The following is a 12,835-nucleotide window of genomic DNA, read 5'->3' on the forward strand; positions in this document are numbered from 1 at the left end:
CGAAGTCCCGGCGATCGCCGGCGCGTACCTCTTCGAGCCGACGCCGTACGCCGACGAGCGCGGCTTCTTCTGCCGCACCTTCGACGCCGACGTGGTCCGCTCGGTCGGCCTCGACCCGGACGCCTTCGTCCAGGACAGCCTGTCCCGCTCGGTCCGGGGCGTGCTGCGCGGCCTGCACCTGCGCTCCGGCGCCGGCGAGGCCAAGCTGGTGCGGTGCTCGTACGGGAGGATCTTCGACGTCGTCGTGGACCTGCGGACGGACTCGCCGACCTACCTGGGCCGGGCCTTCTTCGAGCTGTCCGGCGACACGCAGGCGACCCTGTACATCCCGGCGGGGTGTGCGCACGGCTTCCAGGCGCTGACCGAAACCGCCGACACCTCGTACCGGATCGACCGCCCGCACGATCCGGCAGAGGACGTGACGATCGCCTTCGACGACCCAGAACTGGCCATCCCCTGGCCGCTGCCGGTCACATCGATGTCCCAGCGGGACCGGAAGGCGCCTAGCCTCGCCGAGGTCCTTCAGCAACGAGAGTGGAGGCCGGCGTGAACACCGAAGACACCGCAGAGCTCATCCTGCCCCGGTCGCGGAGGGCGAACGAGCGGCTGCACGCCATGATCCCCGGAGGCGCGCACACCTACGCCAAGGGCGACGACCAGTACCCCGAGAACCTGGCCCCGGTCATCAGCCACGGCCGTGGTGCCCACGTGTGGGACGTCGACGGCAACCGCTACGTCGAGTACGGCTCCGGCCTGCGGTCGGTCAGCCTCGGCCACGCCCACCCACGCGTGATCGAGGCGGTGCGACGGGAACTCGAGCGCGGCAGCAACTTCGTCCGGCCGTCCATCATGGAGGTCGAAGCCGCGGAACGCTTCCTGGCCACGGTGCCGACCGCCGAGATGGTGAAGTTCGCGAAGAACGGCTCCGACGCCACCACCGCCGCGGTGCGCCTCGCCCGCGCCGCCACCGGGCGCTCGCGGGTGGCCATCTGCGCCGACCACCCGTTCTTCTCCGTCGACGACTGGTTCATCGGCACCACGCCGATGTCCGACGGCATTCCGGCGGCGACCAACGAGCTCACCGTGGCGTTCCCCTACGGGGACCTGGCCGCCACGGAAGAGATGCTCACCCGGTACCAGGACGAGATCGCCTGCCTGATCCTCGAACCCGCCACCCACACCGAGCCGCCGCCCGGGTACCTCGCCGGCCTGCGCGAGCTGGCCGACCGGCACGGCTGCGTACTGATCTTCGATGAGATGATCACCGGCTTCCGCTGGTCCGAGGCGGGCGCCCAGGGTTTGTACGGCGTCGTCCCCGACCTCTCCACGTTCGGCAAGGCGCTGGGCAACGGATTCGCCGTCTCCGCGCTGGCCGGGCGTCGCGATCTGATGGAGCGGGGCGGGCTGCGTCACTCCGGGGACCGGGTGTTCCTGCTGTCCACCACGCACGGTGCGGAGACACACTCACTGGCCGCCGCGATGGCCGTGTTCACCACCTACGTCGAGGAGGGCGTCACCGCGCGGCTGCACGCCCTCGGAGAGCGGTTGGCCGCCGGTGTCCGCGACGCCGCGGCCGGCGCGGGCGTCGGCGAGCACGTCGTCCTCCGGGGCCGGGCCAGCAACCTGGTCTTCGCCACCCTCGACGAGAACCGGCAGCCCTCGCAGCGGTACCGGACCCTGTTCCTGCGACGGCTCCTCGCGGGAGGGGTGCTCGCCCCGTCGTTCGTGGTGAGCAGCGCGCTCGACGACGCCGACATCGATCACACCGTCGAGGTGGTGGCCCAGGCATGTGCGGTGTACCGGAAGGCACTGGACTCCGCCGACCCCACCTCCTGGCTGGCCGGGCGACCGGTGAAGCCCGTGTTCCGCCGCTTGGCTTGACATGACGTGACGTCAGCGGCGCTCCGGCCCACCGGCGTCGGCCACCCGGTCGACCGGCTGGTCAGCCGTCCGGTCGACCAGCCGGTCAGCCGTCCGGTCGACCAGCCACGCGGTCGCCGGTACGACCGCCAGCGCGGTGCACCAGCCGCCGAGGACGTCCGTCGGGTAGTGCGCGCCCAGGTCGACCTGTGCCCAGCCCATGGCGGCGCCGGCGACCAGCGCCGTGGCGAGCACGAGTGACGTGCCGGCCGTCCTCCCGAGGCCGAGCCGGCCGGTCGCGAGCAGCGCCACCACGAGGGCGACCGCCGTGAGGAAGGCGGTGTGCCCGCTCGGAAAGGACAGGTTGCCGGCGCCGTGGATGGTGCGTCCCACCACATGCTTGAGCAGCGTCGCCGCCCCCACGGCCATGCCGACGCCGGCAACGACGAGCACCGCTGCCCGGGGACGCCGAAGCAGCAGGCAGCCCGTCACGATGGCCACGACCACCGTCGTCGCTCCCCCGGGCTCCCCCAGGAAGTCCAGGGCATGAGCGACGTTCCGCCACGGCGGTCCCACACCGTCCACCGCCGCCGAGATCCGCGTGTCCACCGTGGCGGGCCCGCTGTCGTCGGCGAACAGGACACCGAGCACGACGACCACCAGTGCGGCGAGTACTGCCGTCAGCCCGAGCCACACACGCAGCGGTGGAGGCAGCACCGCGGGCGCCGACCGGCCGGTCACACGCCCACCGCGCCCGGTCGGCCTGCGGTGCTCTGCCGTGATCGGGTGTAGATCTCGACTTCTTGAGTCAGGGTGAGGGTGCGGCCCTTCATCCGACCGGTGGGCAGCCATGAATGCGATGCACCTCTCCCTCCCGTCAGGGCCGACGCCATGTCACCCACCGCTGCCGCGATGCCGCGTCCCCGAGAACTGCCCGCTGCCGCCCACCGACATGGCCGGGATCGTCAGATGTACGGGCTGCGCACGGCTGGACCGAGCAAGATTGCGAACACGTCGAGCGCGAACTGGGCCGGGCCGACTTCCAGGACCGCTCCGGCCAAGCGGCCAAACACCACTGCCGCCTGCCGACGTGGCCTTCGGCTTCTGCTGACGCCAACTCCCCACCAACGAGCCCCCCGTCGTGTCCGACTGGCCCCTGCGGGAGCCACCAGCCTGCGCAGCCCCGCACTCGCCAGCCCGTCCATCACCCTGGCCAACGGCATAGGAATCAGTCTCTGCTTCGCACCCTAACCAACAATGCGATCGCGGCAAACCGCCGGCAGAAGGTCCGCGTGTCAACACTCCGCGAACGTCGGTTCCGGATCGCTTGCCATCCGAGCGGGACGCCGGACGGCGCGCCAGGCCCCTGCCACGGGTGCAGGTCAGCAAGCTGGGACACCGTCCGGCCTGCTGCTGACCATGGTGTGCACGTTGATCGAGTTGTCCATGTGCTTCGCGTATCCCGGGACCGTCAGCCGACCCGGTTCGCGAGGGACTCGGCAACGGGTGGTCTTCTTTTCCTCCATCATCGTCGTTCGGCTCGGCCTCGTTGCCGACCCGGCCGCCGCGTGGGGTCGACCCGCGCGGTCACCGGGCCGTCCGCGCGACAAGGCGTCGGGTCCGCCTGTCCGGCGAACGCCCCGGTGGGCGGGGCCGGTTCGAGGAGCATCCGGCTCACCGATAGCCTGCGTCACCATGACGCGTGCTTGGATCCTGCCCCTGACGCTTGTGCTGTGCGGCTCAGCCGTCGCAACCGGGCTGGTCCTCAGGAGGGAGCCCGGCTCAGCCGTATCACTCCTGCTGGTGTTCGTGGTGCTCGCCTTCGTGAACTCGCCCGTGATGTTCCCGAGGTCGATCGGTGCGGTGGAGGCACAACGCCGCAGCGCCGTCGACGGCCGGCCGGTCGTCTACTGGCGGCCGGGCTGCACCTACTGCCTGCGACTGCGCGTGCGGTTGGGCCGCAGTGCTCACCGGTTGCACTGGGTCGACATCTGGCGCGACCCGGCCGGGGCGGCAGCGGTGAGGGCAGCCAACGACGGCGACGAGACCGTGCCGACTGTCGTCGTGGCGGGCCGCCCACACACCAACCCCGACCCCGCATGGGTGCGCGAACAGCTCTCCACTGCCCTATGACCGAGCGCGGCGCCCTGCCGACGAGACGCCCGCAAGCCAGAAGATCACGCACCAGCGAGGGCCCCGGCCCGAGTTCGCGGCCCCCGATCGTGCACCCCGCGCGCTGGGCCACCCCGCGCAGCAACGCCTTGGCGCAACCTCCCGCGCGATCACCGCTGCCGCCGCATCCACCGACTCCGCCCGGTCGGTGGCGCGGTCGCCGGCCGCACGGCCACGCCGCCTGAGCAGTCCGCAGGTCAAAGGCGCACCCGCGCACCCGGCGCTCCTGTACGTCCAGCGCCCCCTACGCCCGGCGGAGTAGACACGATGGCTCCCCCCGCAGGATGATCGCGAGTGTGCCATGGGCGATGCTGTGGCCTGTGACAGCTGATCTTCGCCGTGCTGGAGCCGAACCCGGGGACGGAGACGGGGGCGCCCATCCGGCATCCGCTCCGCCGTCGCCCCCTGCCGGGGGCGCGCAGCGGCCACGCCGCTCCCGGCTGCGGCGGTGGCTGCGGCGCGCGGTGCCGGCCTGTGCCGTGGTGCTGATGGTCGTCACGGCGGCCTCACTCGTCTACAACGGCGTCACGGCCGGGCGCGCGGCTCCGCCGCGGGGGCTCAGGTACGTGCAGGCCGCCGACATCCGCACGCGCTACCAGACATGGGGTACGGCGGGCCCACCGGTGGTCCTGGTGCACGGCGCCTTCGAATCCGTGGACACCTGGTCGCGCCTTGCCCCGCTGCTCGCCCGCGACCACCGGGTGTACGCGCTCGACCTGACGGGCGACGGATACAGCGAGCGCCAGGGCCCGTACACCGTCGACCATTTCACCCGGCAGCTCCTGGGCTTCCTGGACGCCATGCACCTCGGCGGTCCGGGCGGGCGCCCGCTGCTGGTGGGGCACTCCAGCGGAGCCGCCGTGGTCACCGAGGCGGCGTTGCGGGCCCCTGGCCGGCTGGGGGGTGTGATGCTCCTCGACGGCGACGCCCTCGACACGGGTGCCGGGCCGCCGCCGGCCTTCAAGTACGTGCTGATCGACCCGTACCGCACCAGCCTGCTGCGGCTCGGGCTCGGCATCGACGCGGTGATACGCGGTGTGTACGACGCACAGTGCGGGCCGGCCTGTCCGCGCCTGGACGCCGCCGGTCTGGATCAGTGGCGACGCCCGCTCCGGGTGCCGGGCGCGGAGAGCGCGCTCTGGAGCATGCTGGCCGCCGGGGTGCCGGGGCTGCCGGCGGACCGGGTGGCTCGGCTCGCCGGGGTGCGTCTGCCCAAGTCGGTGGTGTTCGGCGCCCAGGACGACGTGTTCACCCGGCAGACTCCGCAGGAGACCGCCCGGCGGATCGGCGCACCGCCCGCGACGCTCATCCCCGGCGCCCGGCACCTGACGATGATCTCCAGCCCCGAGGCGGTCGCGACGGCCGTGGACAGACTCACAGCGGCATCGGTCGCGGCATCTCGGTGATCCGCCGCTGCCCCGGCTCATGACCGTGAGGTGACTCAGCCAGCTGCGACGACGTGGTTCGGGCGCATCGGTCACGCCACACACCTGCGGTTGATCGTCCGCCCGCGCGCCGGGGGTCCGGCATGCGCGCGCGGGGCGCCGTGGCTGCCGGGCCGGCACATCGGCGTCCGCATCGCCCGTATCGACACAAGTGAACTGCTGGTTCGCCGACGGCGGGTCCTCGAACCGGCCGTGCAGGACGCCCTCACACGGGGTTGCTGTTCCGGCCCCACCGTGCCTGCAAGTCGGCCGTGCGGACGAAACCCGGTGCGCCGTCGCGGACCGCCCCACCCGTGCCGGCGCCCGCGCGGCGGCCGACGATGTCCGGTGCGAGGAGCGTCTCCAAGGAGGCGGCGTCTTTCCCGTTTCGGCTGCTGTGACGAAGGCGTACAGCAGACGTCGGTGTTCCGCCGCGTCCACGGCCTCCCGCCGCTCGGCCGCCAGATGTCTGCGGGCGCGGCTGGCGATCTTTCGGGTGTTCACGACGCTGAGCTGCAGCATGTCCGCGATCTCGGCGTAGGCGTATGGGAAGGCCTCGTGTCGGATGTACACGGCCCGCTCGGTGGCGGTCAGTCTCTCCATCACGAGGAGCAGTGCGAGTTCCAGCTCCTCCGCCTGCTGCACGCCGGCCTCGGGGCCGCCCAGAGACAGCTTCGTCCAGGGACGTTTCCGTGCGGCACGCAGGCCGAACGCCGTTCCGAACGCGCTGCGTTGGGGGGCGGCGAGCCGGTCGAGTCGGTCCAGGAACGGTGCGCACAGCTGGCGGAGCCTGGCGAACGCGAGGTCCGTCTCGGACTCGACGCGCACTTCCCCGGCGGCTGCCGTCAGGGCGACGGCTTCCGGGCCGGTGCGGCGCAGGAGCGGGGAGTCAGTCGATCGCGCGGGTCATCCGCGCCTCCTGGTGCGCGAAGGGGTCCCCGGCCGCCCGCCCTGCTTCTTCGCCGGTGAAGGCACTGGTGATCAGGGCCAGGGCGACCGTGTACGTCACCATGACGAGCGCGCCGCGCCCGGGGAAGCCGGTCCCCGCGGCTCCCAGCCCGACGAGCAGGTCCGAGCCGAGGAACACCAGCCCGCCCCAGGCCGCCCTGCTTCCCAGCACGCGCGCGGTCAGTGCCATGGCGACCAGGGCCGACGCGTAGACCGCCACCGCGGCGCCGAGAACCGGCCCCAGCGCCGGCGCGATCGCGGCGACCGCGGCGACCCAGACGGCAAGGTGCACGGCGCACAGCAGGCGGCGGGGACGCAGATACCGCAGGGCGCCTGCGCGCAGGAACGCCGCCGTCCAACAGAGCTGCGCGCCCAGGAAGAACGCGATTCCGCCCCCGAAGGCCACCGGGCCGGGCAGCATCAGCGCCACGTCCCCGGCGGTGGCGAGACCGAGGCCGGCCAGGACCGGAACGTGCCGTGTGCCGGTACGGCGCCACAGGTGTACGGCGAGCACGGGCGCCAGCAGGGGCTTGGCGATCCACTCCAGGGGCGGCAGGCCCGCCGCGACACCGGCGATGTCGAGAGCGGCCAGCGCGGCGAAGGCGACGATCAGCGGCGGCATGTCAGGCGTCCGCCCTCGGTGCCCAGCCGGGCGGCCCGAACAGATACCCGGCACGGTCGCGCCAGCGCCGCGCCGCGCGGACGTCGCGCCAGGCGGCCGCGAACTCGTGGAAGGCCACCCGCACCGGGTTGTAGGTGTCGATGTTCTTCGTCAGGCCGTACACCACGCGTACGCCCTCCGGTTCGAACGTGCCGAGGAGCCGGTCCCAGACGATGAGGATGCCGCCGTAGTTGCGGTCCAGGTAGACGTTGTTCGAGCCGTGGTGGACGCGGTGGTGGGAGGGCGTGTTGAAGAACCACTCCACGGGCCGCCACAGCCTGTCCACCCGCTCGGTGTGCAGGAAGAACTGGTAGACGAGGCTGAAGGCCTGCTGGAGCAGGATCATCCACGGCGGAACGCCGAGCAGTGCCAGCGGCAGCCAGAAGGGCAAGCCCGTCATCGGCGTCCAGCTCTGGCGCAGGGCGGTCGAGAGGTTGAAGCGGACGCTGGAGTGATGGACCACATGGCTCGCCCACAGCACCCGCACCCGGTGGTGGGCGCGGTGGAAGGCGTAGTACGCCAGGTCGTCGCCGAAGAACAGCAGCACCCACGTCCACGCGGACGACGGTGACAGGTGCCAGGGGACGACGGCGAAGACTCCCGCGTACAGCAGGATCGTCACCACCTTCCACGGGACCGCGACGACCTGGCTGCCGGCACCCATGGACATGCTGGTGACGGTGTCCCGCAGTTCGTAGCCGCGCTCGTCGTCGTCCGGCAGGAAGCGGTAGGACAGTGCCTCGACGACGACCAGCAGCACGAACGCGGGTATCGCGTAGACCACGGCAGGGATCATGTCAGCGCACCGCCTTCCGCGGCGTCGCGGGCACGCTGCGGGACAGCAGCTCGCGCGCCAGCCGTTCGGCCGCCTCGGCCTCGCGTGCCGCGATGTGCGCCGCCAGCCGCTGATGCGCTTCGACATCGAGGAGTTCCGCGGTCCGCAGGTCGTCCGGCACGTCGGCGACCGGGAGCGCGCCGCCCACCAGGCTGTTGAACGCCAGCAGGTAGGCGACGTTCCCGGAGCCCTCCACGATCAGTCGCCACCAGGCGATGTCCGCGTCGGCCAGTTCGGTCAGATCGGGCCCGGAGCGCGCGTACCGGCCCGCGGCCTCGACGATCTCCGCGGCGGTGCCCTCGGAGCAGCGGAGCGCGCACAGCCGGGCCGCGTCGGCGCCGATGCACGCCCGCATCTCCAGGGCGTCGCGGGTGAGGTCCTCCACCGAGGGACCGGCGTCGGCCGCCGCGATGCCCATGGCGAGGTCGAGGCCGGCGGTGCGCCGCCAGTCCAGGACGAGCGTGCGGCCACCGTGGCTGACCTCGACCAGCCGTGCCTGCTGGAGCCGCTTGACGGCCTCACGGACGGCATGCCGGTTCACACCGAACTCGGCTGCCAGGTCGCGTTCGGCGGTGAGTGCGGCACCGGCCGGCAGTTCCCCGCCGAGGATCCTGTCGCGTAGCAGGGCGAAGAGCTGGTCGGAGACCGCCTCGCGCCGGATGGGTCCCTGGTTCATGGCGATCAGAGTGAACGCGCGGGACTTACTGGTCAACTGGTTGGACCAGAATTTCCATGGCGTTCCGCGCATCGGCCGTCGGCGACCGACCGGCCGGTCCCGCCGGGGTGGACCGGGTCACCGACTTTTGCACTGTCATGACCAATGAAACCGACACACCATACCGTTAGCATGTTCGAACCCGCGATGATCGCCGCACTTCACCCATTCTTCGCTGGAGAAACACGCCATCCGACATGATTCGTAGTTTTTGTCCGACATCTACCAAATGAGTCAAACAATTGAAAAATACACAGACACGAATATCCGCACGAAGAAACAACGGCTCTGATTTCGCCGCGTGGCGTCAGCCACGAGTGGTGCTGTGGGCCACGGCGGGTGTGGCGACCTTGGGATTCCTCATCGCTCTGGAATATGCCGCACGCCGCTACGGCCTACCGGGACCGATCACCAACCAGGCGCGAGAGGTGATATTCGCACCCGGTTCGGGACCGCTGCTCTACGCCGGCCTGGCGTTGACGATGGTGGTGCTCACCTGGCGGCAACGGCTCCTCTCGGCTGGTGCCGCGATCGGCATCGACCTCGTCTTCTGGCTGGTGCGATGGGCCGTCGGCGCCGAGATGAACTTCGGCAACGGTGCGTTGTGGGTGGTTCTGGGCTGGGCGGTCATCGCTGTCACGCGTCGTACCGGCCGGGAGCGTGTGCTGCTGCTGAAGGGCGTCGGGCTGGGCCTGCTGCTGGTGGCCGGCCACAAGACGGGCGACACCTGGCTGCTCATCACGTCGAAGACCCGCCGGGCAGTGCTCGACCAGTACGTGGCAACCGCCGATCACGCCCTGGGCGACCCGTCGTGGCTGGTCGGCCGGATCGTCGATGCCACCGGCCCGATCGGCGCCGGCGTTCTTCACCTCGTCTACGGTCAGCTCCCGCTGGCGGCGGCACTCGTCGGGCTGTACCAGCTGCGCCGGGTGGCGGTCGAGCGCGGTTTCCCGGACCACCACCTGGTGCGCACCTTCCTGGTCATCGGTCTGCTCGGGCCGGCCATCTACATGGTCTTCCCCGTCGTCGGTCCGGTCTTCGCCTACGGCGCCGACGGCGGACACTGGGCGACGGCCGACCTGTGGCCGGACACACTGCCGTCGATCGGCACCCCGCAACCGATGCCGTTCGACGAGATCACCCCCCGCAACTGCATGCCCAGCCTGCACACTGCGTGGGCCACCACGCTCTTCGTCCATTCCCGCAAGGGCTCACGGGCGATGCGCTTCGCGGGCGCCTTCTGGTTGGTCGGCACCGTCTGCGCGACGCTGGGATTCGGCTACCACTACGGCGCGGACGTCGTCGCCGGCGTGGTGTTCGCGCTCACGATCGAGGCGGCCATGCGCTCGTTCGCCCGTGGCTGGGACCGGTCCGGCATCCAGCTGGTCGCCTACGGCGCGATGGTCTTCACCGTCCTCCTGGTGTCGTACCGCTACCTGCCGCAGGAGATGGCCGATCGTCCGTGGCTGTTCGGGCCACTTCTCGTCCTGGCGATGATCTCCGTGGTCACCGGCTACGTGCGGACCACCAGGCGGTGGGACCCGAAGGCCGCACCGGCGCGGCAACCGGAACCACAGACCGCCGAACCGCAACCCGGACTCGTCTGAGTCGTGTCGCACCGGGTTGCGGGCTCAGCGCTTCACGGTGACGCCGTGGCCGACGTAGACGACCGTCCGAGGACCGTCGATGGACCAAGAGCCTGAAGTCGCCCCGTCGGCCCTCGGCCTTGACGGCCGCGGCAACGCGGGGGAAGGCCACCGAGAAGCCGATCGGCAGCTGCTGGCTGCCGGACGCGTCCGTGAAGTAGGCCGACCGACTCCAGGCAGATCATCCCGGCGATACGCCTGCTGCGGCTCAGTCCACGAGCAGCATGCCGAGCTCCGATCAAACCGAGTTCCTCCATGTCGAAAACGGCGAGGGTGACCCGTGGCTCGATGCGCAGCCGGGTCAGGAGGCGTGCTGTCTCCAGCACCACCGCGACACCGGAGGCGTTGTCGTCGGCTCCTGGACTGCCGCTGACGCTGTCCAGATGAGCTCCGATCAGCGCCGTGGCAGCATCCTCCTGGGCAGCGCCCAGTGAGGCGATGAGGTTCGTCCACTGCAGCTGACGGTGCAGCCGTGGCTTGAAGCCCAGTGCCCGATGGCCGTGCCGGTCGGTCGGTCGGTCGGTCGGTCGGTCGAGCCCAACGTCCGACGCAGGTCGAACGGTTGCCGCACAACCTGCCAGCCGGCAGCGCCCAGCTCCCCCGTGACGTACGACTCCGCTCGCTCCATCATGCGCGGAGCCCGGCGCCGACTGCGTGGCTGAGCAGCGAGGAACTCGACGTCGCGACGCAGCCGAAGCGGGTCCACGAGCGCCTCCAAGTCCCCGACGGTGGGCATGGCGTGTGGCACGGCTGGTCCTGCCTCTCGAACGCAGACGGCGCAGAAGCTGCGGCGGGTGCCTGAGGCCGCTGCCCAACATGCGCTCGGGAGGCTCGGGACAGGCCTGCGCCGCCAGCGGGTGCAGGCAGGCAGAGCGGCGGCGGTCGCAGGAATGGGTGCAATGCCGTGCTCGCCGCGTGTGCAGGAACCGGCCGAGATTCGTGGTGCAGCGCCGTGTGGGGCATGTGCATGCCTCGTACATCGGCCATGGGTTCATCGACGGTCGAATTCACTGCCATACCTCGGAGTTCCGTTCGAAGTCGACCAGAAGGTGCCTGGAAGTGAACACTCAGGTGAGCCAGCGCCCTTGCGGGTACTCGTCCGTCAATTCCATCACGTGGCACCTGAGGGAGGGAAGAACGATCCTGCTGTCTGCGTGCCCGATACTGGCGACCTCCTGACCTTGCTGCCTGACTCCGTGAGGCTGAACCCGGTTGAACACATGGCCTGGTGTGCTGGCAGGAAAGACGGTATGGAGGCTGACTGCGATGACGACGGCATGGTCCTGTTCATAGCTTCGACGTGTTCCTGGATGTCTCTCTCGTAGAGGAGAAAGTAAGTGCCAGCCGTCTGTACCGTCTTTGTCGGAACTCGGCCCATCGTGGTGACTGCTGCCGGTGAACTGGACATCGCCACCGCCGCCCACACCGAGGCAATCTTCACCGCCGCGAGCAGCGGCACCCATCCCGAGGTCGTCATCGACCTGCGGCAGGTCACCTTCCTGGACTGCGCAGGAGCACGTCCGCTGACGGCCGCCGCCCGCCGCATCCACGAGGCCGGGGGCCGGCTGACGCTGCTGGCGGATCACCCCTTGGTCATCAAAGTACTGCGCTTCAACAAGCTGATTCCTCATGGCGTGGGGTCAACCGGCGGCGCCGACCCGGCTCACCGTCCACCCGCACACGCCCCGTCGCTGCACCTCTGCGACTACCACTGCCGACCATTGGCGGAGGAATGCTGACCGATTCGCTCATCACCGCCGCGGCCCCGCGGAAGCTGGGGCCCGTGCGATTCGGAGAACGTCGGAGAATGCTCGTCATTACGTATCGCGCCTTGGGGAAGTCCCGAACATTCTTCGGTAGTCCCGATGGAACTGGGACGGGCTTTCGTAGCCGACGCGGTGGGCGATCTCCGTGACACTCCCTGTGCGGGCCCACAGAAGTGTCCGGGCGGTTTGTAGACGTATGGTCTTCTGAAACTGGATCGGTGTGGCTGACGTAGCTGCGCGGAAGTGCCGGTGGAAGGAGGACGTACTCATGCCGGACAGGCGGGCGAGGTCGGCGACGTTGAGCGGCTCGTGATAGTGCTGGCGGATCCAGCCGATGGCCCGGGCGATGTGCGCGATGCTGCTGTTGGCCAGTCCAATCTGCCATATGAGGCCGCCCTGGTTTCCGGAGATCAACCGCCAGAGGATCTCGCGTTGGTATGCCGGGCCGAGAACCCGCAGGTCGTCGGGGCAGCGGGCGGCTCGCAGCAGTCGCACGACGGGGTCGAGCAGCTTTGGCGTAGCGTCCGTGACGAAGAATTCCCTGTCGGCGGGGAGCTTACCCGCCTCGTTCGTCTCGAGTAGCAACGACGCGATGGCCTGCGGTCGGAGGTCCATGATGAAGATCGTGAGCGGTTCGTCACGGTCAGCCTGGATGACCTGGCTAGTTGACGGCAGGTCGAGCGAGACGATCACATATTTGCCGGCACCATACTCGTACGGTTCGCCGTTGAACACCGTGCGCATGGTGCCTGAGCCACGATCGCCAGGGTGGGCCTGGGCACGGGCGCCACGACCGGAGGCGTCGGCT

The 12,835-nt window shown here is 70.2% G+C and carries 12 protein-coding genes and 1 pseudogene; 6 read left to right on the forward strand and 7 right to left on the reverse strand.

Annotated features, from left to right (window positions below):
- Both BZY54_RS14170 and BZY54_RS14175 read left to right on the forward strand, forming a co-directional pair.
- Positions 1 to 550: dTDP-4-dehydrorhamnose 3,5-epimerase family protein (locus BZY54_RS14170; protein WP_107419714.1), on the forward strand; the 550-nt coding region annotated here is incomplete at its 5' end.
- Positions 547 to 1,881, forward strand: coding sequence for a glutamate-1-semialdehyde 2,1-aminomutase (locus tag BZY54_RS14175; protein WP_086725574.1), 1,335 nt, complete (start codon positions 547 to 549; stop codon positions 1,879 to 1,881). The genes BZY54_RS14170 and BZY54_RS14175, both read left to right, overlap by 4 nt.
- Before the next feature lie 12 nt (positions 1,882 to 1,893).
- Here BZY54_RS14175 and BZY54_RS14180 read toward each other — a convergent pair whose 3' ends face one another.
- Complete coding sequence (locus BZY54_RS14180; protein ID WP_086725540.1) at positions 1,894 to 2,601, reverse strand: phosphatase PAP2 family protein; 708 nt, start codon at positions 2,599 to 2,601, stop codon at positions 1,894 to 1,896.
- Positions 2,602 to 3,555: 954 nt separating this feature from the next.
- Here BZY54_RS14180 and BZY54_RS14185 point away from each other — a divergent pair.
- Both BZY54_RS14185 and BZY54_RS14190 read left to right on the forward strand, forming a co-directional pair.
- Entirely contained in the window at positions 3,556 to 3,993 is a 438-nt protein-coding gene (locus tag BZY54_RS14185) for a glutaredoxin domain-containing protein (protein ID WP_086725541.1), read from the forward strand.
- A gap of 527 nt (positions 3,994 to 4,520) precedes the next feature.
- Entirely contained in the window at positions 4,521 to 5,438 is a 918-nt protein-coding gene (locus tag BZY54_RS14190) for an alpha/beta fold hydrolase (protein ID WP_158103865.1), read from the forward strand.
- Between the two features lie 492 nt (positions 5,439 to 5,930).
- Here the strand turns inward: BZY54_RS14190 and BZY54_RS55420 are convergent.
- The 4 genes and pseudogenes from BZY54_RS55420 to BZY54_RS14210 all read right to left on the reverse strand — a co-directional run.
- A pseudogene (locus BZY54_RS55420) lies at positions 5,931 to 6,284 on the reverse strand (sigma factor-like helix-turn-helix DNA-binding protein); the annotation flags it as partial.
- Between the two features lie 61 nt (positions 6,285 to 6,345).
- Positions 6,346 to 7,026, reverse strand: a complete 681-nt coding sequence (locus BZY54_RS14200) for a lysoplasmalogenase family protein (RefSeq protein ID WP_086725543.1) — start codon at positions 7,024 to 7,026, stop codon at positions 6,346 to 6,348.
- A 1-nt stretch (position 7,027) separates the two neighbouring features.
- Entirely contained in the window at positions 7,028 to 7,861 is an 834-nt protein-coding gene (locus BZY54_RS14205) for a sterol desaturase family protein (protein WP_086725544.1), read from the reverse strand.
- Position 7,862: 1 nt separating this feature from the next.
- Entirely contained in the window at positions 7,863 to 8,576 is a 714-nt protein-coding gene (locus BZY54_RS14210) for a FadR/GntR family transcriptional regulator (protein ID WP_086725575.1), read from the reverse strand.
- A 359-nt stretch (positions 8,577 to 8,935) separates the two neighbouring features.
- Between BZY54_RS14210 and BZY54_RS14215 the strand changes: the two genes are divergently transcribed.
- Positions 8,936 to 10,222, forward strand: coding sequence for a phosphatase PAP2 family protein (locus tag BZY54_RS14215; protein WP_244217156.1), 1,287 nt, complete (start codon positions 8,936 to 8,938; stop codon positions 10,220 to 10,222).
- A 32-nt stretch (positions 10,223 to 10,254) separates the two neighbouring features.
- Here BZY54_RS14215 and BZY54_RS14220 read toward each other — a convergent pair whose 3' ends face one another.
- Positions 10,255 to 11,256, reverse strand: a complete 1,002-nt coding sequence (locus BZY54_RS14220; RefSeq protein WP_341868686.1) for a M28 family peptidase — start codon at positions 11,254 to 11,256, stop codon at positions 10,255 to 10,257.
- 384 nt (positions 11,257 to 11,640) lie between these two features.
- On the opposite strand from BZY54_RS14220, the gene BZY54_RS14225 reads away from it, so the two are divergent.
- Complete coding sequence (locus tag BZY54_RS14225; protein ID WP_158103866.1) at positions 11,641 to 12,000, forward strand: STAS domain-containing protein; 360 nt, start codon at positions 11,641 to 11,643, stop codon at positions 11,998 to 12,000.
- A gap of 78 nt (positions 12,001 to 12,078) precedes the next feature.
- Here BZY54_RS14225 and BZY54_RS14230 read toward each other — a convergent pair whose 3' ends face one another.
- The gene (locus tag BZY54_RS14230) at positions 12,079 to 12,771 is read right to left on the reverse strand and encodes an AraC family transcriptional regulator (protein WP_425276278.1); all 693 of its coding nucleotides are present in this window, start codon (positions 12,769 to 12,771) and stop codon (positions 12,079 to 12,081) included.
- Between the last annotated feature and the right edge of the window lie 64 nt (positions 12,772 to 12,835).

This window comes from Streptomyces carpinensis, assembly GCF_002154505.1.
GTDB lineage: Bacteria > Actinomycetota > Actinomycetes > Streptomycetales > Streptomycetaceae > Streptomyces > Streptomyces carpinensis.